24 protein-coding genes, 1 other RNA gene and 1 riboswitch are annotated in these 22939 nt (G+C 59.5%); of the genes, 16 read left to right on the forward strand and 9 right to left on the reverse strand.

The genetic code is table 11. The features are described from left to right. Nucleotides 1-9 precede the first annotated feature (9 nt). Entirely contained in the window at nucleotides 10-372 is a 363-nt protein-coding gene (locus QQG91_RS03450) for a CZB domain-containing protein (RefSeq protein WP_285771589.1), read from the forward strand. Here QQG91_RS03450 and QQG91_RS03455 read toward each other — a convergent pair whose 3' ends face one another. From QQG91_RS03455 to QQG91_RS03485, 7 genes are all read right to left on the reverse strand, one after another. Further along, entirely contained in the window at nucleotides 373-1485 is a 1113-nt protein-coding gene (locus tag QQG91_RS03455; protein ID WP_285771590.1) for an SPFH domain-containing protein, read from the reverse strand. Nucleotides 1486-1500: 15 nt separating this feature from the next. Beyond that, on the reverse strand, nucleotides 1501-2412 hold the full coding sequence (locus QQG91_RS03460; protein ID WP_502881594.1) for a DUF2927 domain-containing protein: 912 nt from the start codon (nucleotides 2410-2412) through the stop codon (nucleotides 1501-1503). A 63-nt stretch (nucleotides 2413-2475) separates the two neighbouring features. Continuing rightward, the gene (locus QQG91_RS03465) at nucleotides 2476-3666 is read right to left on the reverse strand and encodes a toxic anion resistance protein (protein ID WP_285771592.1); all 1191 of its coding nucleotides are present in this window, start codon (nucleotides 3664-3666) and stop codon (nucleotides 2476-2478) included. A gap of 12 nt (nucleotides 3667-3678) precedes the next feature. Further along, complete coding sequence (locus tag QQG91_RS03470; RefSeq protein WP_285771593.1) at nucleotides 3679-4569, reverse strand: 5-bromo-4-chloroindolyl phosphate hydrolysis family protein; 891 nt, start codon at nucleotides 4567-4569, stop codon at nucleotides 3679-3681. Further along, nucleotides 4569-4772 carry a hypothetical protein gene (locus tag QQG91_RS03475; protein ID WP_285771594.1) on the reverse strand — a complete coding sequence of 68 codons (204 nt, stop codon included), beginning with the start codon at nucleotides 4770-4772 and terminating at the stop codon, nucleotides 4569-4571. Before QQG91_RS03475 ends, QQG91_RS03470 begins: the two co-directional genes overlap by 1 nt. 51 nt (nucleotides 4773-4823) lie before the next feature. Then, nucleotides 4824-4961, reverse strand: a complete 138-nt coding sequence (locus tag QQG91_RS03480; RefSeq protein WP_285771595.1) for a hypothetical protein — start codon at nucleotides 4959-4961, stop codon at nucleotides 4824-4826. Nucleotides 4962-5038: 77 nt separating this feature from the next. After that, on the reverse strand, nucleotides 5039-5995 hold the full coding sequence (locus QQG91_RS03485) for a pseudouridine synthase (RefSeq protein ID WP_285771597.1): 957 nt from the start codon (nucleotides 5993-5995) through the stop codon (nucleotides 5039-5041). A gap of 158 nt (nucleotides 5996-6153) precedes the next feature. Between QQG91_RS03485 and QQG91_RS03490 the strand changes: the two genes are divergently transcribed. From QQG91_RS03490 to rpmG, 7 genes are all read left to right on the forward strand, one after another. After that, a complete protein-coding gene (locus QQG91_RS03490; protein ID WP_285771598.1) occupies nucleotides 6154-6603 on the forward strand; it encodes a nucleoside deaminase in 450 nt (149 codons plus the stop codon). Nucleotides 6604-6687: 84 nt separating this feature from the next. After that, nucleotides 6688-6975: an Asp-tRNA(Asn)/Glu-tRNA(Gln) amidotransferase subunit GatC gene (gene gatC / locus QQG91_RS03495; protein WP_285771599.1), complete on the forward strand. Its 288-nt coding sequence runs from the start codon at nucleotides 6688-6690 to the stop codon at nucleotides 6973-6975. Beyond that, nucleotides 6975-8453 (forward strand): Asp-tRNA(Asn)/Glu-tRNA(Gln) amidotransferase subunit GatA, encoded by a 1479-nt coding sequence (gene gatA, locus QQG91_RS03500; RefSeq protein ID WP_285771600.1) that lies wholly within the window; start codon nucleotides 6975-6977, stop codon nucleotides 8451-8453. The genes gatC and gatA overlap by 1 nt, the downstream gene beginning before the upstream one ends. A 37-nt stretch (nucleotides 8454-8490) precedes the next feature. Continuing rightward, on the forward strand, nucleotides 8491-9210 hold the full coding sequence (locus tag QQG91_RS03505) for a hypothetical protein (RefSeq protein ID WP_285771601.1): 720 nt from the start codon (nucleotides 8491-8493) through the stop codon (nucleotides 9208-9210). Then, entirely contained in the window at nucleotides 9156-9899 is a 744-nt protein-coding gene (locus QQG91_RS03510) for an N-acetylmuramoyl-L-alanine amidase (RefSeq protein ID WP_285771602.1), read from the forward strand. Before QQG91_RS03505 ends, QQG91_RS03510 begins: the two co-directional genes overlap by 55 nt. 12 nt (nucleotides 9900-9911) lie before the next feature. Then, nucleotides 9912-10303: RNase P RNA component class A (gene rnpB, locus QQG91_RS03515), an RNA gene on the forward strand. A gap of 159 nt (nucleotides 10304-10462) precedes the next feature. Continuing rightward, on the forward strand, nucleotides 10463-10630 hold the full coding sequence (rpmG, locus tag QQG91_RS03520) for a 50S ribosomal protein L33 (protein WP_008885060.1): 168 nt from the start codon (nucleotides 10463-10465) through the stop codon (nucleotides 10628-10630). Between the two features lie 59 nt (nucleotides 10631-10689). Here rpmG and QQG91_RS03525 read toward each other — a convergent pair whose 3' ends face one another. Both QQG91_RS03525 and QQG91_RS03530 read right to left on the reverse strand, forming a co-directional pair. After that, nucleotides 10690-11793 carry a ceramide glucosyltransferase gene (locus QQG91_RS03525; RefSeq protein WP_285771603.1) on the reverse strand — a complete coding sequence of 368 codons (1104 nt, stop codon included), beginning with the start codon at nucleotides 11791-11793 and terminating at the stop codon, nucleotides 10690-10692. Further along, nucleotides 11787-12584 carry a UDP-2,3-diacylglucosamine diphosphatase gene (locus tag QQG91_RS03530; protein ID WP_285771604.1) on the reverse strand — a complete coding sequence of 266 codons (798 nt, stop codon included), beginning with the start codon at nucleotides 12582-12584 and terminating at the stop codon, nucleotides 11787-11789. The genes QQG91_RS03525 and QQG91_RS03530 overlap by 7 nt, the downstream gene beginning before the upstream one ends. Before the next feature lie 177 nt (nucleotides 12585-12761). Next, nucleotides 12762-12847, forward strand: a riboswitch (glycine riboswitch). A 142-nt stretch (nucleotides 12848-12989) separates the two neighbouring features. On the opposite strand from QQG91_RS03530, the gene gcvT reads away from it, so the two are divergent. From gcvT to QQG91_RS03570, 8 genes are all read left to right on the forward strand, one after another. Continuing rightward, nucleotides 12990-14117, forward strand: coding sequence for a glycine cleavage system aminomethyltransferase GcvT (gene gcvT, locus QQG91_RS03535; protein ID WP_285771605.1), 1128 nt, complete (start codon nucleotides 12990-12992; stop codon nucleotides 14115-14117). Nucleotides 14118-14137: 20 nt separating this feature from the next. Beyond that, complete coding sequence (gene gcvH, locus QQG91_RS03540; RefSeq protein ID WP_285771606.1) at nucleotides 14138-14497, forward strand: glycine cleavage system protein GcvH; 360 nt, start codon at nucleotides 14138-14140, stop codon at nucleotides 14495-14497. Between the two features lie 101 nt (nucleotides 14498-14598). Continuing rightward, entirely contained in the window at nucleotides 14599-17445 is a 2847-nt protein-coding gene (gene gcvP / locus QQG91_RS03545; RefSeq protein WP_285771607.1) for an aminomethyl-transferring glycine dehydrogenase, read from the forward strand. Between the two features lie 189 nt (nucleotides 17446-17634). After that, nucleotides 17635-18315 (forward strand): Crp/Fnr family transcriptional regulator, encoded by a 681-nt coding sequence (locus QQG91_RS03550; RefSeq protein ID WP_285771608.1) that lies wholly within the window; start codon nucleotides 17635-17637, stop codon nucleotides 18313-18315. Nucleotides 18316-18422: 107 nt separating this feature from the next. Next, nucleotides 18423-19514, forward strand: a complete 1092-nt coding sequence (locus QQG91_RS03555; RefSeq protein ID WP_285772303.1) for a carboxynorspermidine decarboxylase — start codon at nucleotides 18423-18425, stop codon at nucleotides 19512-19514. Nucleotides 19515-19569: 55 nt separating this feature from the next. Further along, complete coding sequence (locus tag QQG91_RS03560; protein ID WP_285771609.1) at nucleotides 19570-20814, forward strand: saccharopine dehydrogenase family protein; 1245 nt, start codon at nucleotides 19570-19572, stop codon at nucleotides 20812-20814. A gap of 79 nt (nucleotides 20815-20893) precedes the next feature. Next, nucleotides 20894-21772, forward strand: coding sequence for an ROK family protein (locus QQG91_RS03565; RefSeq protein ID WP_285771610.1), 879 nt, complete (start codon nucleotides 20894-20896; stop codon nucleotides 21770-21772). Further along, on the forward strand, nucleotides 21765-22883 hold the full coding sequence (locus QQG91_RS03570) for an N-acetylglucosamine-6-phosphate deacetylase (RefSeq protein WP_285771611.1): 1119 nt from the start codon (nucleotides 21765-21767) through the stop codon (nucleotides 22881-22883). Before QQG91_RS03565 ends, QQG91_RS03570 begins: the two co-directional genes overlap by 8 nt. The last annotated feature ends 56 nt before the right edge of the window (nucleotides 22884-22939 follow it).

Here is a 22939-nt window from a genome sequence, read left to right on the forward strand (position 1 = left end):
GAGGCAATTATGACGACACAAACACTACGTTCCGAAATTGATGCCGCCCTCGCTGCGCATGATCTTTGGAAGCAGAAATTGACAACGGCCGCCCATAACAAAGACCGCGAGCTTCCTGTCGGCACGATCTGCCGAGACGACCAATGCACCTTTGGAAAGTGGTATTACTCACAGCCCGAGGATCTCCGTTTTAGCCGAACGCCCTATATGGTTCGCAAACTTCATTCCGATTTCCATCTCAATGCAGGTAAAGTCGCGCTTGACTTGGCTCGGGGCGAATTCGACGAGGCTCTCAAGCGTTTGGAGAGCCCCGCCTATAAGAACGCCACCGCCGAATTGACCAAAGCATTGGTGGAGTGGCGCGAAGCGTAATCAGCCTGCGGGCGGCGGCGGAGGGGGCGGCAGGATCGTAAAGAGCTGTGCAAGCTCCGCCACATCGCCCGCCGCTTTCCAGCCGTCCTGCCCCGCGGTCCAGACCAGCGTTTCGCGTTTGAGCGCGCCATCGCTAGCCATACGGCCCAAGGCTGCCTTGGAGAAGGGACCCTTGGTCGCGCCGTTTTCCGCGATATGCCAGACATGTTCGACAGGTGGCGGCGGGGGCGCAACGGGGGCCGCTTGCGGCGCAGCACCCCAAGGGCCTTGGGTCATTGTCTGTTGGCCCATAGCCATACCCATCGCCGCGCCCATACCTGCACCCATCGCCTGACCCATGGCAGAGCCTTCGGCGCCCATGGCTTCGGCGGCTTTCCACTTCATGTGATCGTCAAGGTTGCCTGCAATGCCGCGGCTCGTGCGGTCATCCAGTGCCTTTTCGACTGCAGGCGGGAGCGAGATATTCTCGATATAAAGCTCGGGGATGGTCAGACCGTATTGCGAGATGATCGGATCGATTGCCTTGGCAACCAGAGCGCCGACCTCGGCCGTATTGGCCGCCATGTCGAGAACGGGAATTCCCGACTGCGCTATGGCGCGGCTGAATTCCTGAACAATGATATTGCGGATCTGGAACGTGATCTCGTCGGCGGTGAATTCGCCGTCGGTGCCGACGATTTCCTGCATGAACTTGGCGGCATCGCCCACTTTGACCGTATAGGTGCCGAAGGCGCGGATGCGGGTCGGCCCGAATTCGGGGTCGCGGAGCATGATCGGGTTCTTGGTGCCCCATTTGAGATTGGAGAACCGCGTCGTGTTGATGAAATAGATCTCGGACTTGAACGGCGAGCGGAACCCGTGGTCCCAATGCTGCAAAGTCGTCATGATCGGCATGTTGTTGGTCTCGAGCATATAGAGGCCCGGAGTGAACACATCGGCGAGTTGGCCTTCGTGGATAAAGACCGCAGCTTGACCTTCGCGGACGGTGAGCTTCGCGCCGTATTTGATGGCATGACCCTCGCGCTCGAACCGCCAGACCATCGTGTCGCGGCTATCATCGGTCCAGTGGATGACGTCGATAAATTCGCCTGAGAGAAAATCCAAAATGCCCATCTGAAATGGCTCCTTCTACATCGTCGTTTCGGCCATGAGTTCGCGGGCGATCTCACGGGCAATAGGGGCGGCTTCGGCGGCGGTCATGCCTGTGCGAAACCGTTTGTCGTAAAGCATCTTGAGCAAAAACTCGTCATGACGCGTCAGCGTGCCGAATTCTTCGTTGTCGTTGAAAATCGAAGGGCTGGCACGCGAGTAATCATTGGCAAGGCCCATGCCTTGGGCGAGTTCCTCGTGAACGCAGGTAAGGCGCAAGAGGTCGGGATGCTCGCCACGGATGATCGCAACCGCACGGTCGTAGGTGACGCCATCGGCTTTGAAAATCCCGATCACAAGGCAAAGCTGATCCTTGGGCAGATTGAGCGTATAGCGCACCGTGCTTTCGGACAGACCCGGCGCGATCTGGTTCAATTCGGGGCCAAGTCCGAGACGGTCTTCCTCGTTCACGATATAGACGTGGAAATTGGCGTTCTGGGCACTTGCACCGAAACTGATCGGGACGCCCGTCAGATCCGAAAGCCGTTTGGCATAGGACTGAACGCTCCCGTAATCCTTGGCCCTGATCTGGCTCGGAACGGTGTCGCCGAACGCAAGGCGCATACGGATCGGGGTTTCCCAGCGGCGCAGCTTCGACAAGGTCGCCTGCGCTTTGAGATCACCGCCGCGCGCCACATATTCATCAAAGAGCGCGATACGCACGAAATTATTGGCAAGCTGGGTGTCGGTGAACGGCGTATCGGGGCCGCCGCCGTCCGTTCTCAGCAAGCCTTGGGTCAACTGATCCTGTTGCCAGCGGCGGTAATAGACGGCCAGTTCTTCGCTTGCTCCCGTCGGAGCGGGCGCGAACTCATCGTCAAAGGCATCATCGGCTTGCGGCGCGATGGTGCTCGGGAGCGGCTCGATCGGAGGCGTTTGGGACGGGAGCATGGTGCAGGCCCCGAGCAAAAGCCCGAGCGTAAGTCCTGCAATATTCGCTCCCGTCCTCATACTTTACGAGTTTACCGAAGTCGCGATGGTATCGCCAGTGCCCGTTGCACGCGCTTTGGCCGATGCCAGCGTCGCTTTGAGCTCGGCTTCCATGGTCTGAAGCTCGGCTTCTGCGGCAGCGCGCTTGCGCTTGCCTTCGTCGGCGATTTCGAGGCTCTCGTTGATCGTCGCGATAAGGGTCGCGTTGGCCTGCTTGACCGCTTCGATATCGAAGACGCCGCGCTCCATCTCGGTGCGGACGATCTTGTTTGCATCGCGCAGGTTGTTGGCATTCGCGGTCAAAAGCTCGTTGGTCAGATCATTGGCCTCGCGCACGGCGTTTGCCGCTTCGGCGCTGCGCTGGATGGTCACCGCCTGAGCAAGCTGGGTTTCCCAGAGCGGCACAGTGTTGACGAGCGTCGAGTTGATCTTGGTCACAAGGCTCTTGTCGTTTTCCTGAACCAGACGGATCGAGGGCAGCGACTGCATCGTTACCTGACGGGTGAGTTTGAGATCGTGCACACGGCGCTCGAGATCGTCGCGCGCGGCGCGCAGATCGCGAAGCTCTTGGGCCTTGATGATGCCCTGATCTTCCGAGGCAGCGGCAACCTCGGCCTCTTTGGCGGGGATCGTGGTGCTGTCGAGTTCTTTGAGCTTTTCCTCGCCCGCCGCGATGTAAAGCGCCAGCTCGTCATAGAAATCGAGCGTCTTTTCATAAAGAATATCAAGGCTCTCGATGTCCTTGAGAAGCACATGCTCGTGCTTCAGGAGATCATCGGTGATCTTGTCGATCTGGCCTTGGATGTCTTCGAAACGCGCGACGAACTTTGCCATCGGTGCGGCGCGGCCAAGGAGTTTCTCCCACCAGCTGCGCTCGCGGCGCACGTCGAGTTCGGACACCGAAAAGCCGCGGATCGTCGAAACCATGCTGCGGAGGCTGTCGCCTGCAGGACCCACGTCCTTGTTACGCACGCCTTGGAGCATCGATTGCGAAATGACCTGAAGTTCGGTCTGGGCACGGCTGCCGAAGGCGATGATCGAACCAGTGTTCGTCATGTCGATCTCGTCCATGCGCTTTTTGATCTCGGCGCTGGTCGGCTTGTCGGCTGCGTCCAAAGTCACCAGTTCATTCTTGGGTTCGGGAAGAACTGCGGCAGTGATCTTCTCGACTTCGGCGAGCGTTTGCTCGGCTTGCTTGCGAATATTCTCAGACATGTTTTTTCTCCGTCACTGTGGCTTTACGCCTTCTCGCTGCAATCTGTCCCGCAGCACTTTTATTTCGATGTCGACATCGGTTCGATCTTCGATCAGCATTTTCTGGGTCTTGGCGGCAAAGTTGCCCTCAAGATCGGTCAGAAGCGCTTCGTAGTCGCGCAATGCCTCTGTATCATTATTCTTGCGATAAAGGTCGCAAAACTTGACCGTCGCATCACGCGCTCCCATCAGATAGACTCCGAGGAATTTGCGTGCAGAAGTAAGGTCGCGCGGGTCTTCTTCAACAGAACGGATCAACTCGCGCGCTTCCGACACGAAAGAGCTCACGCGCAGTTCGAGCGGGCGGTTCTTGAGGGTCGCAATATGATCGGTGATGGCAGCGAGATATTCCTCGGCTTCGTCGACGACGCGGGCAACGCGGTCCTGTTGGAAAGTGTCGATCCCTTCGACCCGTTTGTCTGAAAGAGGGTCGATCCCGAAAGCGACGCTGTGAAGCGCTGTCGTAATCACCCCGAAGAGAACGCCGCCCAAAAGGTCGCCGGTTTTGGCGGTGGCGGCCAAGGCGATCCCGATCCCTGCAAGAAGTGAGGCCGCGATTTTGCGCGGAAACGCGGGGCGACGCGCGATCTTGCGCTCGTTGAACGCGGCTTCGGCCCGAAGACCGTCGCGCAAGAGCCAAGCCGAAAGCGCAAGAAGCGCGGCGGCGACCAGAGCCAGAGCAAGGCCTGAGGCGCCCGATCCGAAGGATGTGAAAGCGATGACCACGGCGGGAACGAACATGACGTTCGCGCGTCCCCCCGCAGGATCGACCTTGCGCCGGTCACGCTTTTCTTGACGGCGCTGAGCCTTGTCTGTGCCGTTTTGGGGAACGGGTGAGTATTTTCCTCCGAAACGTTCGGCCATCAGAGCGCCCCGAGCCAGCCGGAGGTGACCCCGAACATCACGACAACAAGGATCGCGAAAGCGATATTGCGAATACTCGAAGGCATGAAGTCCCCCTTGATACTGTGGAATGTGGTTGCGAGTTCCCGTCCGGCTTTTGCGAGGCCCGCGATTGCAAAGCCGAGCAATGCGATAATCAGGAGCAAAAGTAAAAGCCGTGACATATCGTTCCTCGTTTGGCGCTTTTCCTTCCAGATAGGAAGGCGCAATCGAATTTACGAGGGGCGGCGTGTGTGTGGGTCGGTGGAGCCGCCCTGTCGCTGCGGGACGCGCACACGCCGCGCACCGGCAAAGAGCACGATCCCCGCACATCCTGCAAAGATTGCGGCACAGAGCACCAAAATTTCGGACAAATTCCCAACCATACCATCGACCCCCGTCAATTCGCGTGCAGGCTGCACTATCGACTCAACCGTGGCAAGTGGAAAGGTTAGGGTTTTCTCGGTCTGCGCAAAGGTTTGCCGCCGTCCTTGCGTGGCTCGCTGCTCGGGCGGGCAAAGGATTTACGGGGCGCACCTTCGGGTTTCTCGGATTTAGCGGTGCTCGAGGCCGCACGTTGCGGGCGCACGGGTCTTTCGGTGCTGCGGGCGGGTTTGGGGTCGCCCTTGCGGGTGCGCGAAGGTTTGGCCTTGGCTGTGCCCAAGGGCTCCATCTCCGCATCGAGCCCAAGCTGGTCGCGCAATACGCGGCGGCGGATTTCCTCGACTTCGCCTGCTTTGAGGTTGCCGAGCTGGAACGGGCCATAGGACACGCGGATCAGGCGGTTCACGATGGCGCCGATCCCTTCCATGGCACGGCGGATTTCACGGTTCTTGCCCTCGCGCAGCGAGATCGTCAGCCATGCATTGGCCCCGACCTGACGGTCGAAATTCACGATCATCGGTTGATATTGCACGCCGTCGACTTCGATGCCTTGACGCAAGAGGTCGAGGCTCGCTTCGGAGGCCGTTCCTTTGATACGGACGCGATATTTGCGCAGCCAGCCCGTGGAGGGCAGCTCCAGTTTGCGCTTGAGCTCGCCATCGTTGGTGAGCAGCAGAAGGCCTTCGGAATTGAGGTCGAGGCGACCGACGCTCATCACGCGGGGCATATCCTCGGGGAGCGACCCGAAGACGGTCGGACGGTCCTTTTCATCGCGCTCGGTCGTCACGAGGCCCGTCGGCTTGTGATAGAGCCAGAGGCGCGCAGGTTCAGCCGCCTGAAGCGGCTTGCCGTCCACGACGATCCGTTCGCTGCCCGTGATATTGAGCGCGGGAGAGGTGATGACCTTTCCGTTCACGCTCACGCGGCCGTCTTCGATCATACGTTCGGCTTCCCTGCGCGAGGCAACGCCGGCGCGGGAGAGGACTTTTGCGATGCGATCGCCTGTGGGAGTGTCTTTGGTCATGGGGTCTCATAGCGCCTGAGGGGATGCCCGCGCAATGGGGATAAAAAGAGGGGGGCGCTGCCCCCGTCTGCCAAAGGCAGACTCCCCCGGGATATTTGAAGCACAAAGGCAAGAGGGGCAGGAGTTGAACGGAACAGGAAAATCGCGCAGAAGGGGGCATGGAATTCACAAGTCACATGGGTGTCGCACTTGAGGAGGCGCGGGCGGCGGCCGAACGCGGCGAGGTGCCTGTCGGCGCCGTCGTCGTCGGCCCGAAAGGCGAGGTCGTCGCCAGGGCAGGCAACCGCACGCGCGAGTTGTGTGATCCGACCGCCCATGCCGAAGTGCTTGCGATCCGCGGGGCCTGCCGTGTTCTGGGGCAGGAGCGGCTTGCGGATCATGATCTCTATGTGACGCTCGAGCCTTGCCCGATGTGCGCCGGGGCGATTTCCTTTGCGCGGATCCGGCGGCTTTATTTTGGGGCAAGCGATCCCAAGTCGGGCGGGGTAAGCGTAGGAGCGCGCGTCTTTGCAAGGCCCCAATGCCATCACGCGCCCGAAGTCTATGACGGGCTGGCCGCCGAGGATGCGGAGGCGATTTTACGCAGCTTTTTTGCCGCGCGCCGCTAAGCCTGCCCTTTTTGCGCTTTGATATGCTTGCGGGTGTGGACTGTCGGCGTTAAACGCAGTCCCGACCAATATACGGAGAGGCCCATGTCTATCGACACGGAAACCGCCCGCCGCGTGGCAAAACTTGCCCGCATCAAGGTGGAAGAAGATGCACTGCCCGCACTGGCGCAGGAGTTCAACGCAATCCTCGGCTTTATCGAACAGCTCGAGGAAGTGAATGTGGATGGTATCGAGCCGATGACCTCGGTCACGCCGCAGCGCCTCAAGCGCCGCGTTGATGTGGTGACGGATGGGGATCAGCAGGGTGCGGTTCTCAAGAATGCGCCCGATGCGCGTGAAGGCTTCTTTGCCGTGCCGAAGGTGGTGGAATAATGACCGAGCTCAATAAACTGACCATTGCCGCTGCGCGTGATGCGCTTCGCAAAGGCGAGGTGACTTCTGTCGAGCTCACCGAAGCTTGTCTTTCGGCGATCGATGCGGCCGATGCACTCAATGCCTATGTCCACAAAACCCCCGAGATCGCCATGGAGCAGGCCAAGGCGGCCGATGCCCGTCGGGGCGAGGGGGCAGGCGTTCTGAACGGTATCCCGCTCGGGATCAAGGATCTCTTTTGCACCAAGGGCGTTGCGTCCCAAGCCGCCTCGGGAATTCTCGAAGGCTTCAAACCCGAATACGAGTCGACCGTCACCTCCAAGCTCTTCGAGAGCGGGGCGGTCATGCTCGGCAAGCTCAACATGGATGAATTCGCCATGGGCTCGTCGAACGAGAGTTCGGTTTACGGCCCTGCGGTCAACCCGTGGAAGATCGATGATCGCAATCTGACCCCCGGCGGCTCTTCGGGGGGATCGGCGGCTGCGGTTGCGGCGGATCTTTGCCTTGGGGCGACGGGCACCGATACGGGCGGTTCGATCCGTCAGCCTGCGGCCTTTACGGGCACGGTCGGGATCAAGCCGACCTATGGCCGTGTGTCGCGCTGGGGCATCATCGCCTATGCCTCCTCGCTCGATCAGGCGGGACCGATGACCAAAGACGTGCGCGACTCGGCCATCATGCTGGGCGTGATGGCGGGTCACGATATGAAGGATTCGACCTCGGCCGACATCACGGTTCCCGACTTCGAAGCCGCTTTGACCGGCGACATCAAGGGCAAGACGATCGGTATCCCGAAGGAATACCGTCTTGAGGGTCTGAACGACGAGATTTCCAAGCTCTGGGATCAGGGTGCAGAGATGCTCCGCGATGCGGGGGCCAAGGTCGTCGATATCAGCCTTCCGCATACGAAATACGCGCTTCCCGCCTATTACGTGATCGCACCTGCCGAAGCTTCGTCGAACCTTGCGCGCTATGACGGCGTGCGTTTCGGCCATCGTGCCAAGCTCGGGTCGGGCGACGGGATCACCGAGATGTACGAGAAGACCCGCGCCGAAGGCTTCGGTCACGAAGTTCAGCGTCGCATCATGGTAGGCACCTATGTGCTTTCGGCAGGCTTTTACGACGCCTATTACAACCGCGCCCGCAAGGTCCGCACGCTGATCAAGCGCGACTTTGAAGAGGCGTTTGCTGCGGGTGTGGATGCGATCCTTGCGCCTGCGACGCCTTCGCCGGCCTTCGGCATCGGTGAGGTCTCGGATGCAAATCCTGTCGAGATGTATCTCAATGACGTCTTTACTGTGACGCTGAACCTTGCCGGCCTGCCCGGTGTGGCGGTTCCGACGGGGCTTGCCTCGAACGGGCTTCCGCTCGGGCTCCAGCTGATCGGGCGTCCGTGGGAAGAGGCCGATTTGCTGAATATCGCCTATTCGCTCGAACGGTCTGCTGGCTTCGTAGCCAAGCCGTCAAAGTGGTGGTAAGAGCGCCGAAACTGGTTGAGATGGGCAGGTCCTGATCGTGAAAACGTTACTTGGTGTTGGTATTACGCTTTTTGCACTCGCTGCATGTAGCTCGTCTGTCCCCGACAGCGGCGCGGGCGTCGGGTTCAATGATTACAGCCAATACGAGATCGAGCGTGCGCAGCGTGAAGCGGCGCTGAACGGGACCGCTCCCCTTGCGGCGGGCACCCTCAGCGCTCCTGCAGCAGTCGCTACGACCGAGTTGCAGGCGGTCGGGATCGGCTCCCGTATCGATGCGGTCGAGGCCGCAGCGGGGCGGACCACGGGAATCGAAGCGTCGCCCTCGAATGCTGCGCCTGCGGTCATTGGGGCGGGGATTTCCGACGAACAGGACTTTGACGCGGTTGCGTCGCGCGAAACGATCGAATCCGATGCCGCGCGTCTGGCAGAAAATGCAGCTCAATATCAGGTCGTCGGCCAGACTGCCGTTCCCGAGCGGGACGGGCGCGAAGGTCCGAATATCGTGGAATACGCTCTCAATGCGCCGAATTCCAAGGGGCAGGAATGGTATTCGCGTTTCAAATTCGCCAGCCAGAGTCGGTATCAGCGCAATTGCGCCTCCTATGTCTCGGCAGATGCGGCGCAGCGCGATTTTCTGGCGCGTGGCGGCCCTGAGCGGGACGCGCGCGGGCTTGATCCCGATGGCGACGGCTTTGCCTGTGCATGGGACCCTGCGCCCTTCAAGCTGGCGGCCAAGGCAGCCGCGTCCGGCAACTGATCGCCTCGGGGCCCAGATCCCCGAATTTCGGGCCGCGCCGCGACGGGGCCCGACCTGATCTTGTCGTCATTCATTACACTGCAATGGCGGACTGTGTGGCGGCCGAGCGTGTCTTGTGCTCTCCCGAGACAGAGGTGTCAGCGCATTACCTGATCTCGCCACAGGGTGAGGTGATCCCGCTTGTGGACGAGACAGACCGCGCTTGGCACGCGGGCGCAGGCCGCTGGGGGGGCGTCACGGATGTGAACAGCCGCTCGATCGGGATCGAGCTGTCAAACACGGGATACGCCCCGTTTTCGGCACCTTTGATGAACGCGCTCGAGGAGCTGCTCGCGCAGATTATGCAGCGATGGTCTATCCCGCCCGAACGTGTGATCGCGCATTCCGATTGCGCCCCCGGTCGCAAGATCGATCCCGGCTTTCGGTTCGATTGGCAGAGGCTTGCGCGCTCCGGCCTTTCGATCTGGCCTGAGGCCAGAGTGGCGAGGGCCGAAGATATCGCGCAAGCGGTCGATGCAGCGCTGACGGTGTTCGGGTATGATCCAGCCGTGCCCTTCGAGACGCGTCTGGCCGCCCTTCGGCTGCGCTTTCGTCCAAGGATGAGCGGACCTGTGGACGCTATCGATCTGGCGCTTGCAGGCGATCTGGCCGAGCGGTTTCCCGTTGACCGACAAGCGCCAAGCGCCTAAGCACGCCGTCGCGCGGATGGCTGGATGACCGCGGGCTTCGGCCCGAGGAAAGTCCGGGCTCCACAAAGCACGGTGCCGGATAACGTCCGGCGGGGGTAACCCTAGGGAAAGCGCCACAGAAAACAGACTACTCTGCCTCGTGCAGGGAAAAGGTGAAAAGGTGGGGTAAGAGCCCACCGCGGAACTGGTAACAGAACCGGCACGGCAAGCCCCACCGGGAGCAATGCCAAATAGGAACCACGCGCGTGTGCTGATCGGCTTGCCGATATCCGCGCAGGGACGCTTGACCCCGAGTGGTTCGGGTTGGCAGCTAGAGGGCGGTTGGTAACAGCCGCTCGAGATGAATGGTCATCCAGAGAGGGCAACCTCTTGGACAAAACCCGGCTTATAGGCCGTCCGCGCATATTTCTTTGCCCATGCCGCTGTGGAAAAAGAATCTTTCGAACCTGATGCTGAATCTTGGCTCTTTGAGGTTGACTCGGCGCGGCACGCAGGTAAAAGGCGGCTTCAATTCAGTATTTCACGCGATGTGCCATGTGGCCCGCGATCAGGAGAGATGAGAAATGGCGAAGCCTACCACCATCAAAATCCGCCTGAACTCCAGCGCGGGGACCGGGCACTTCTACGTAACCAAGAAAAACGCTCGTACGATGACCGAGAAAATGACCGTTCGTAAATACGATCCGGTTGCTCGTAAGCACGTCGAGTACAAAGAAGGCAAGATCAAGTAAGATCGCCTCTCTTTCGGGACAGTATAAAGGCCGCCTTTCGGGCGGCCTTTTGCTTTTGATCAGTCGATGGCCTCGACGCGATGACCGCGCCAATGGATCGTCGGACTGCGCCAAGTCGAAAGCCAAAGCACGGGAAAGAGCGCATCTCGAACGATCATCGCGGCCAGATCGCGCGGGCCCGAGGGCCAGCCTGCGGCGCGCGCCAAGAGCCATTCCGCGCCGAACCAGAGACCACCGAGCACGGGCAGCGACCAAAGCGGTGCGAGCCCCATCCCGACGAAAGTGCTCAGCAAAAGGAGCGGCGGAAGCGCACCTTGGAAGATTTCCAGCATGAAGAAGATCGGAAAGCCTTCGAGCCGCAGGCGGGACCAGCGAAGCTGACGGTGCCAAACGGGACGGCGTTCGCGTTTGCCAAGCGGTTGCGCAAAGAGCTTGCGCGGGAGGCGGACACGGAACCCTTGGGCCCGCACTGCTTTGGTGGACGCGACATCTTCGGCAAGCTCTCGGCCGAGCGCGACGAGGCCCCCAGCCTGTTCCAATAGATCACGACGCCAGAATAGGGTTTTGCCTTGAGCGAAGCCGAACCCGAGGCTGTCGATGGAAAGCTGCCAGCGTGCCTGATTGGTGTTGAGAAAGGCCGCCTCGACCGCTGCCCAGAAGCTCTCGGGCCTGCTGCCGACGGGGGGACCGGAGACAAGCCCGACCCCGCTTGTCCAGCAGTCCAGAAGATCATCGAGGTAGCTCGGTGGAAGTAAAAGGTTCGAATCCGTCATCACCAGCCACGGCGAACGCGCGGCTTCGACGCCTTTGAAAAGATTATTGAGCTTTGGGTTTCCGGTAAGCGCCGTCTCTCCGATCAAGAGGCGTGCGGGACGGGCAGGATGCTGGGCCATCAGATCTTTGACAAGCGCGACCGACGGATCGTTTTCGCGCGGTGCGCAAAAGATCAGCTCGTATTGGGGATAGTCGAGCGCAAAGCTTGATCCGAGGGTTTCTCGTTCGATCGGATCAGCGCCGCAGACGGGTCTGATCAGCGACAAAAAGGGCTGTCCCCGTGGTGCGCTGCGGCGGGGCACAAGATAGCGCCAAAGCGTCATCGCAATGGTGCCGAAGTGCAGTGCCGCCAAGAGCGAGAAAAGAGCGACCGAAAGTGTGATCAACATATAAGTGCTTTCTGGCTGAACGACACCGAATGGGTCCCTGATTGCGGTGCCCATTCCAAGAGTTGCAAGGTGCCGTCATAGGTTTCGACAAGAGCGGTGAGGCTATCCATCCAGTCACCGCAATTTGCATAGGTCATGCCGTTGCTTTGGCGCAGCGCAGGGCGATGGAAGTGACCACAGATGACACCGTCGTGCCCGCTTTGGTCCGCAAGCGCGAGGAGACGTTCGGCAAGCGCGTCGCCACTGCTTAGAACCGAGTTCACCGCAGCGATACAGGCTTGGACAAGGCTGCGCTCGTGCTCGGACCGACCAAGCCTCCTGCGTAGCCAGCCGTCGATCCGCCGCATGGTGCCGTCAAGGATGCTGCCTGCGCGTGTCATGACGCTCCACTTCAGCAGGCGTCCATCGCATTGATCCCCATGCAGGACGAGCATCCTTTGCCCGTCGGCAAGCACATGTGTCGTCCGTTCGCAAATGGTCCACTCGGGCACCCAACGGCGGGCAGGGTCTGCGTTCGGGGCGTCGTGGTTTCCGTGGATATAGGCGAGTTTCACACCTTGGGCCTGACGACGCAGGAGAAGATCGAGGATCGAATCATGCCGCTCGTCCCAATAGATCGTCGCACCGTGCCAAAGATCGAAAATATCCCCGACGAGATAGATCATCTCGGCCTGTGTGCGTTCCAGAAAGGCCAGAATTTCCGATGCCCTACAGCCCCGTGCGCCGAGGTGCAGATCCGAGATGAAAAGCGCCCTGATCCGTGTTTGTCCCGAAAAGTCCAAAGTCTGCATCGGTTTTCCCAAGGTTGATGCGGTCTATGGCCCAAAAGATGGTTCTGATTTGTGACGCAGAGGTTGCGGAGATGTAACCGCGGGATGACGTTTATAGGTATGGTAGAAAAACCGACCAAACGGCGCGTGAGAACGACAAATTCCACTGGACAGCCGTTCAAAAATTTCCTATCGGAAACACATGTGACGGGAGAACTGGATCACCAGTGCCGAAGGAGCAACCGCCCCGGTAAACTCTCAGGCAAATGGACCGCCACATGTGTGAAGCTCTGGAGAGAGGTGCAGAATGCGCACCCGCCGAAGGGATAACGATCTCAGGCGAAGGGACAGAGGGGGCATCAATTCGCGGGCTTTGGCCCGTTTTGGTGCCGAATGTCTCCGACCTTCGGCTACGTCGGAGGCGAAATGACAGAGTTGAAGAAAACACCGCTTTTTGAGCTGCACGGCGAGCTTGGCGCGCGCATGGTTCCTTTTGCGGGCTACGAGATGCCCGTCCAATATGCGCTCGGGGTGATGCAAGAGCACAATTGGACCCGCGAGAAGGCGGGGCTCTTTGATGTGAGCCACATGGGACAGCTTATCCTTTCGCCGAAAGAGGGCGATGTTGCGGATGTGGCTCTCGCGCTTGAAATGCTGGTTCCTGTCGATATCGCGGGGCTTGGTCAAGGGCGTCAGCGCTATGGCTTTTTCACCAATGACACGGGCGGCATCCTTGACGATCTTATGATCGCCAATCGCGGTGACCATCTTTTTGTGGTGGTGAATGCCGCTTGCAAGGATGCGGACGAAGCGCATCTTCGCGCTGCGATCGGGGATCGGGTCGAGATAGAGGTCGCGGATCGTGCGCTCCTCGCGCTTCAGGGTCCACTGGCCGAAGAGGTGTTCAAGCGGATCGTGCCCGAAGCGGCGGACATGCGTTTCATGGATGTGATCGTCGCAGGTTCGGCGTTTGGCGAGCTTTGGATTTCCCGCTCGGGCTATACGGGCGAGGACGGCTACGAGATTTCCGTCGCGAACGATCAAGCCGCCGCTTTGACCCGTGCGCTTCTTGCATTTGACGAAGTCGAGGCCATCGGGCTCGGCGCACGCGACTCGCTGCGCCTCGAGGCAGGGCTTTGTCTTTATGGGCATGACATCGACGAAGGCACCACGCCGATCGAGGCCTCGCTTCTCTGGGCGATCCAGAAGGCGCGCCGTTCGGGCGGTGCGCGTGAAGGCGGGTTCAAAGGGAGCGATGTAATCCTCGGCCAGATCACGGATGGCGCATACCGTGCGCGTGTCGGTCTTCTCCCCGAGGGGCGGGCACCGATGCGTGAAGGCACACCGATCTTCGACAGCGCCGAAGGTGGCGCGCAGATCGGTGTCGTGACTTCGGGCGCCTTTGGCCCGACCATCGGGCGACCGATGTCGATGGGATATGTCGCCAAAGACTTTACGAGCAAGGGAACGACCGTCTGGGGTGAAGTGCGTGGCAAACGACTTCCTGCCGTGATCGCCGATCTTCCTTTCCGTCCATCCCAGTTCAAGAAATAGTCCAGCAGGAGATCAGCCAAATGAAATATACCGAAGAGCATGAATGGCTTCGCGTCGAAGGTGACGTGGTTGTCGTGGGCATCACCGAGCATGCCAGCGAACAGCTTGGCGACATCGTCTTCGTCGAACTGCCCGAGGAAGGCACCGAAGTCACCAAGGATGAGGAAGTCGTCGTGATCGAGTCCGTCAAGGCCGCCTCGGACATCCTTGCCCCGCTTGATGGCGAGATCGTCGAAGTGAACGATGTGCTTGCCGATAACCCGTCGCTCGTGAACGACGATCCGCTCGGTGAGGGGTGGTTCTTCAAGATGAAGATCGAAGATCTGTCGGCTCTCGACGAGCTGATGGATGAAGCCGCTTACAAAGCGTTTGTCGGCTGATCGAGACCAGAACGCCGACCAAGGTCGGCACAATCAATTCCAGTAGTTTGCAAGGGGGGCTCTGTCCCCCCGCCAGCGGAGCTTTGTAAGGAGCCTGAGTGATGCCGTTCAACGCCACTGATTACCGTCCCTATGATTTCGCCAATCGGCGTCACATCGGCCCGAGCCCGGCCGAGATGGAAGAGATGCTCAAGGTCATCGGCGTGTCCAGCCTTGACGAGTTGATCGAGCGCACCGTGCCCGCGTCGATCCGCCAAGCCGAACCGCTGGACTTCGGCAAACCGAAGTCCGAAGGCGAGCTTCTTTATTTCCTCGGGAATGTGGCCAAGAAGAACAAGGTTCTGACCTCGCTCATCGGTCAGGGGTTCTATGGCACCGTCACGCCCCCTGCGATCCAGCGCAATATTCTGGAAAATCCTGCGTGGTATACGGCTTATACGCCCTATCAACCCGAGATTTCCCAAGGTCGTCTCGAAGCGCTTCTGAACTATCAGACGATGATCTGTGACCTTACGGGGCTCGAGATCGCCAACGCATCCCTGCTGGACGAAGCGACTGCCGCAGCCGAGGCCATGACTATGGCGCAGCGCGTGGCCAAATCCAAAGCTACGGCTTTCTTTGTGGATGAGAACTGCCACCCCCAGAACATCGACGTGATCCGCACGCGTGCAGAGCCGCTCGGGATCAAGGTCATCGTCGGCGCGCCCGACGAGATGAAGGCCGACGAGGTCTTTGGCGCTGTGTTCCAGTATCCCGGAACCTATGGCCATGTCCGCGATTTCACGGCCGAGATAGCAGCGCTTCACGAGGCCAAGGCGATCGGGATCGTGATCGCGGACCCGCTTGCGCTTACCCTGCTCAAGGAACCGGGCGCGATGGGGGCCGATATTGCCGTCGGATCGACCCAGCGTTTCGGCGTGCCGCTTGGCTATGGTGGCCCGCACGCCGCCTATTTCGCCTGTAAGGACGCTTACAAACGTTCGATGCCGGGTCGTATCGTCGGTGTTTCGGTCGACAGTCACGGGCACCGCGCCCTGCGTCTGGCGCTTCAGACCCGCGAACAGCATATCCGTCGTGAGAAGGCGACCTCCAACGTTTGCACCGCTCAGGCGCTTCTTGCGGTCATGGCCTCGATGTATGCCGTGTTCCACGGGCCTGTCGGTCTCAAGGCGATCGCACAGCGCATCCACCGCAAAACCGTGCGCATGGTGCGCGGGCTTGAAGCGGCGGGCTTCAAGGTTGAGCCAGAGACCTATTTCGACACAATCACCGTAGAGGTCGGCCCGCTTCAGGGCACCGTCATGAAGTCCGCGGTCGAAGAGGGGATCAACCTTCGCAAGGTCGGCACCACCAAAGTCGGGATCAGCCTTGACGAACGCACACGCCGTTCGACGATCGAGGCCGTCTGGCGTGCCTTCGGGATCGACCGCAAGGACGAGGATCTGACGCATCGCTATATGATCCCCGAAACGCTTGTACGGGAAAGCGACTACCTCACCCACCCGATTTTCCACATGAACCGCGCCGAAACCGAGATGATGCGCTATATGCGCCGCCTGTCGGACCGCGACCTTGCGCTTGATCGCGCGATGATCCCGCTTGGCTCGTGCACCATGAAGCTTAACGCTGCGGTCGAGATGATGCCGATCACCTGGCCCGAGTTTGCCTTTATGCATCCGTTCGTGCCTGTCGATCAGGCGGCAGGCTATCAGGAGATGATCGCCGATCTGTCGGACAAACTCTGTCAGGCGACAGGCTATGACGCGATGTCGATGCAGCCCAACTCGGGCGCCCAAGGCGAATACGCGGGTCTCTTGACCATCATGGCCTATCATCTGGCCCAAGGCGATACGGACCGCAAGATTTGCCTGATCCCCGTGTCGGCCCACGGCACCAACCCCGCTTCTGCCCAGATGTGCGGCATGGAAGTCGTCGTCGTCAAATCGGCAGAGAATGGCGATATCGATGTCGAGGATTTCCGTGCCAAAGCCGAGGCGGCAGGAGACAAGCTCGCCGCTTGCATGATCACCTATCCGTCGACACACGGCGTGTTCGAGGAAACCGTCCGCGAGGTCTGCGAGATCACACATCAATACCGCGGGCAGGTCTATATCGACGGGGCGAACCTCAATGCGATGGTCGGACTTGCCCGTCCGGGGGATGTGGGCGGCGATGTGAGCCACCTCAACCTTCACAAGACCTTTGCCATTCCCCATGGTGGTGGCGGTCCCGGCATGGGTCCGATCGGAGTCAAGGCGCATCTTGCGCCCTATCTGCCCGGCCATCCCGAAACAGGCGGTCTGACGGGGCCGGTTTCTGCGGCGCCTTGGGGCAGTGCTTCGATCCTTCTTATCTCTTGGGCGTATGTCCTGATGATGGGGGGGCAGGGGCTCACCAATGCAACCAAGGTTGCAATCCTCAACGCGAACTACATCGCCAAGCGGCTCGAAGGAGCGTTCGGGGTGCTCTACAAAGGCAAAGGCGGCTTTGTCGCGCATGAGTGCATTCTCGACACCCGACCCTTTGCCGAAGCGCCAGGCATTACTGTGGACGACATAGCCAAGCGGCTTGTCGACAACGGCTTCCATGCGCCGACCATGAGCTGGCCTGTGGCGGGAACCCTGATGGTGGAGCCGACGGAATCGGAAACCAAGGCCGAGCTTGATCGTTTTTGCGAGGCGATGCTGTCGATCCGCAAGGAAATCGACAAAGTCGCAGCAGGCGACTGGCCCTTGGACAACAACCCGTTGGTGAATGCGCCGCACACGGTCGAGGATTTGATCAGCGCGTGGGATCGACCCTATTCGCGCGAAGAGGCTTGTTACCCCGCAGGGTCGTTCCGTGTCGATAAATACTGGTCGCCCGTCAATCGGGTCGACAATGTCTATGGCGACCGCAATCTGGTTTGCAGCTGCCCACCGCTCGAAAACTACCTTGAAGTGAAGTAGGCCTTAAACATTATACGTAAACGTGTAGAAAATAGGCGGCAGTTCAGCCTTGGACTGTCGCCTATACGACATTGTAGCTTAGAAAAGCTGGCTACTGTATGGTATACCACGTCAGATAACTGGATTTGTCTTTCGTTCGGACACTGGTTCGCATTCCTTGCGGCGAAATTCTACTTATCGGATAATACATTGAAAAATATAAATATTTCAAACTCGGTCCGTTTCCCGCACCTGATGCGGTCACCGCTTTTGGCGGGTTTGAGTGATGAAGATCGGGTCGAGTTTCTCGATGCCTGTGTTGTTCAAATTTACGAGAACCTAACGGATGTGCTGGTTCAGGGCGGCCAGTCCAAGGGACTCTACATGGTGGCGCATGGTGCGCTTGAAATTAACCGTGCCTCCAAGGGCGGCGAGCGCGTAACACTCCTCTTGGTGCAGAGCGGTCAAACCATGGGCGAGATCGAGTCGATCGGGGATTGCCCCGTGGTGGCCAATGTCACGGCACGTCGGGGCACCACGCTTCTGCTTTGCCCGCGCGAGACGCTTTTGGGTTGGATGCAGCGCCCCGAGTTCCTCAAAGCGTGGATGCAGCAATTCGCCATTCAGGTCGCGATCCAGAACGACAACCGCGTTATGGACCGTGTCGATCCGATCAATTTCCGTGTCGGACGCTATCTGTGGCAATTCTCGGATCGTCACGGTGTCTTTGATCGGAGCCAGTCGCTTCTTGCCGAAACGGTGGGCTGTTCAAGGCAGACGGTGAACGGTGTGATCAAAGAGTTCAAAGAGCAAGGTCTTGTCGAACGGTTGCGCCAAGGCGTGCGGATCATCGACCGCGAACGCTTTGAAGAGCTCTTCGGCACCCCCTAATCGCGGGCAGGATACGGAAAACATGACCTTAGCCCTTGCTAGGAGGGGGCAAAGGCCCTAAGTGGCCCTCCTGTTGTCCGTGTTAAGACCAAGCGGGGGGAGCCATGATCCAGACGCCCTACTACCTGATCGACAAGAGCCGACTTCTTCCCAATATGGAAAAGATCGCTTGGCTGCGTGAACATTCCGGTGCCAAGGCGCTTCTTGCGCTCAAGTGCTTTGCGACTTGGGGCGTTTTCGATTTCATGAGCGAGTATATGGATGGCACGACCTCGTCGTCGCTCTTCGAAGTCAAACTCGGGCGTGAAAAATTTCCGGGCGAAACCCATGCCTATTCGGTGGCGTGGTCCGATCACGAGATGGATGATGTCCTCGCCAATTCGGACAAGATCATTTTCAACACTGCGGCCCAGCTCCTTCGGCACGAGGAAAAATCCCGCACGCACAAGCGCGGCCTTCGGGTGAACCCCGGTGTGTCCACGTCGAGCTTTGATCTTGCCGACCCTGCGCGACCCTTCAGCCGCTTGGGCGAGCATGACCCCAAGAACATCGAACCCGTGGCCGATTTGATCAGTGGTTTCATGTTCCACAACAATTGCGAGAACGCGGATTTCGAGCGTTTTGACGCGATGCTGAACAGCATCGAGCAGCGCTTTGGCTATTTGATCCGCAAGATGGAATGGATCAGCCTTGGGGGCGGTATTCATTTCACGGGCGAAGGCTATCCCTTGGACAAGCTCGCCGAGCGCTTGAAGCGCTTTGCAGAGGTCAATGGCGTTCAGGTCTACCTTGAACCGGGTGAGGCTGCGATAACCAAATCGACCACGCTCGAGTTGACCGTTCTCGATACGCTTTATAACGGCAAGAACCTTGCCATCGTCGATAGCTCGATCGAGGCGCATATGCTTGACCTCTTGATCTATCGCGAAAGCGCCAAGATGAACGAAAGCGGCGATCAGGAGTGGATGATCTGCGGCAAATCCTGTCTTGCGGGCGATATTTTCGGCGAGTTCAAATTCCCCAAAGCCTTGGCCGTAGGCGACAGGCTGTCCATTCAGGACGCCGCAGGCTATACTATGGTCAAGAAGAACTGGTTCAACGGCGTGAAAATGCCCGCCATTGCAATCCGCGAGCTGGATGGAACCGAACGTCTGGTGAAAGATTTCACCTACGAGGATTTTGCGGCGGCCCTGTCGTAAATCATTTGCCGAGAGGCATTAGAGCTAACCTGATCACCAAAGGGGGTTTCGTGAGTTGAAACAGAACGTGCTTATCATCGGCGCTGGCGGCGTCGCTCAGGTCGTGGCGCATAAATGCGCGCAAAACAACGATGTGCTTGGCGAGATCCATATCGCGAGCCGGACGCTTTCGAAATGCGAAGCGATCCTTGAGTCTGTCCACGCAAAGGGCGCGATGAAACAGAGCGGCGTTCTCAAAGCTCATCAGGTCGATGCAATGGATACGGCGGCAGTCGCAGCCTTGATCCGCGAGACGGGTGTTGAAATCGTGATCAACGTCGGCTCGGCCTTTGTGAACATGTATGTGCTTGATGCCTGCATCGAGACGGGCGTTGCCTATATCGACACCGCTATCCACGAAGACCCCGCAAAAATCTGCGAGACCCCGCCGTGGTATGGCAACTACGAATGGAAAAAGCGCGATCTTTGCGCTGAAAAGGGCGTGACCGCCATCCTCGGCGCCGGCTTTGATCCGGGTGTCGTGAATGCGTTCGCCCGTTTCGCGATCGACATGATGGACGAGGTCAAATCCATCGACATCGTGGACATCAACGCAGGATCGCACGGCAAGTATTTTGCCACGAACTTCGACCCCGAGATCAACTTCCGCGAATTCACCGGCACCGTCTATTACTGGGAAGACCAGCAATGGAAGGAAACTTCGATGTTCGCCTCGGGTCGCGATTGGGATCTGCCTGTCGTCGGCACCTGCCGCGCCTATCAGTCGGGCCACGACGAAGTGCACAGTCTTGCCACCAACTATCCGCAGGCGGATGTGCGCTTCTGGATGGGTTTCGGCGATCACTACATCAACGTGTTCACTGTCTTGAAGAACCTCGGGCTTTTGTCCGAGCAACCTGTCGTCACCGCCGAGGGCCAAGAGGTCGTGCCGCTCAAGGTGGTCAAGGCCGTGCTGCCCGATCCTGCCTCTCTGGCACCGAACTACACCGGCAAAACCTGCATTGGTGATCTGGTCAAAGGTGTAAAGGACGGTAAAGATTTCGAGGTCTTCGTCTACAACGTTGCCGACCACAAGGAAGCCTATGAAGAAGTCGGCTCGCAGGGCATCAGCTATACCGCAGGCGTGCCGCCTGTGGCTGCCGCGATGCTTGTTGCTACGGGAGAATGGGACGCCAAGACGATGAAGAACGTTGAAGAGCTTGATCCCAAGCCGTTCTTTAGCATTCTTGATCGGATCGGGCTTCCGACCCGTGTCCAGATCGGCGGTCTGGGCGGTGAAGACAAGGCTTGGAACGCCTAATCTCGGCCAAAGCATTGAAGCCCCCGAGGGGGCGCGTATAGGGTGGGGGAAACTCCACCTTTTGCTTTGCGGGGCCTTCATGATCGCAGCAGGTATCGACCTTGGCGGGACCAAAATCGAAGCGCAGCTTTTCGATGCCGATTGGAACAGAGGCAAGACCAAGCGCGTCGCTACGCCCGCTACTTATGACACCCTCGTAGAGGCGGTGGCCGATCTCATTCAATGGGCAGGCCCCGTGCCCGTCGGGATCAGTGCCGCAGGGCTGATCAATCCGCAAACAGGTGTCGCCCTGACCGCCAACCTCCCTGCAAGCGGCAAACCTTTTCCGGCGGATGTGACCAAACGGGCAGGGCGCAAGGTCACTTGGGTGAACGATGCCCGTTCCGTTATCCTGTCCGAAGCGGTTTTCGGCGCGGCAAAAGACGTTGCTTCGGTTGCGGGCCTCATCCTCGGGACAGGTGTCGGGGGCGGGATCGCGGTCAAGGGGCGTTTGTTGACGGGCCCCACAGGCACAGTCGGCGAGATCGGACATGGGCCGCTCTCTGCGCCGACGGTCGCCAAATACGGACTTCCGATCCACACATGCGGCTGTGGCCGCAAAGGATGTGTCGAAACCTATGTATCGGGTCCGGGTATGGTGCGGATCGCCGAGGTGCTGGGATCCGAACTTCGTGACACGCGTCTCATCGCGGCCGAGCGGGGGCAGGTCTGGCGCGTCTGGTGCGAGCTGACGGCTGAACTTCTTTTGACGTTGTCGCTGGCGGCCGACCCCGAAGTCGTGGTGATTGCGGGTGGATTGTCCAATATCCCCCATCTGATCGAAGACCTGACCGCCGCTTTGAAAGCCGCGCAATTCGGCGGCTTCGGTATCCCCGAGCTGCGGCTTGCCACTGTCGGGGACACTGCCGGCGCAAGCGGCGCAGCCTATGCCGCATGGCGCAAGGCAAACCATGGTTGAGCGCATCGTCTCTGCAACGCTGTTCGACGGGCAAAGACTCGGGCCGCGCGATATGATCGTTCGGGATGGTGTCATCGTGAACGTCACAGAGCCGAGCGGCAGTGGCACCCGATTGGAGGGGATTGTCACACTCGGGTTTCTCGATCTTCAGGTCAACGGCGGGGGCGGCATTTTGTGGAATGCAGAGCCAACCGTCCAAGGCGCTCTCGGGATCGCTGCTGCACACCGCGGTTTAGGCACCGTGGGCATAATGCCGACCCTTATCACCGATGCCCCCGAGGTCATGGCCCGTGCCGCAGACGCGATGCTCGATCTGTGGGGGGAGCCGTCAATTCTCGGGGCGCATTTCGAAGGGCCGCATATCAATCTGGCAAAGCGCGGCACCCATGCGGCGCGCTTTATCCGTCCCTTTGATGATGCAAGCCTTGAGCCGATCAAGCGGCTTAGGGCCAAGGGAATACCCGTGATGCTCACGCTTGCGCCCGAATATGTTGCGCCGCGCGATATCGCCCTGCTGACCGAGCTTGGGGTCATCGTGTCGCTCGGCCATTCGAATGCGACGAGCCGAGAGGCCAAGGCGGGTTTCGCGGCAGGAGCGCGCGCGGTCACGCATCTTTACAACGCGATGTCCCAGATGCAGGGGCGCGAGGCGGGGCTCGTCGGGGCTGCGATCAATTCCGATGCCTTTGTCGGGATCATCGCCGATGGGCATCATGTCGCCCCCGAGATGATCGCGCTTGCCTGTCGTGCCCGTCCGAGGGCCGACCGCATGTACCTTGTGTCCGATGCCATGCCGACGGTCGGGGGACCCGAGAGCTTTGAGCTTTATGATATGGAAATAAGGGTAGAGAAGGGCCGTCTCGTCAATCCCGAAGGCGCTCTCGCGGGGGCGCATATCTCAATGGCCGAAGGCGTCGCGGTTCTTGTGCAACGGGCCGGGATCGCGCTTTGTGATGCGCTGAAAATGGCGGTCACGCATCCTGCGCAGTTGCTCGGTCGCCCCGATCTTGCGACGGTGATCGGACGTCGCGCGGATGACCTCATCTGCCTGACCCCTGATCTTGGGGTGCGTGGTACGCTTGGCGACCTCTTGTCCGACGTGGCAATCTAGTCGTATATCAAGAATGGTATACCAAGTTTGCGCGTTGAAATTTGAGTGCTATGTCT

Origin of the sequence: Marivivens sp. LCG002, assembly GCF_030264275.1 — a bacterium.
GTDB lineage: Bacteria > Pseudomonadota > Alphaproteobacteria > Rhodobacterales > Rhodobacteraceae > Marivivens.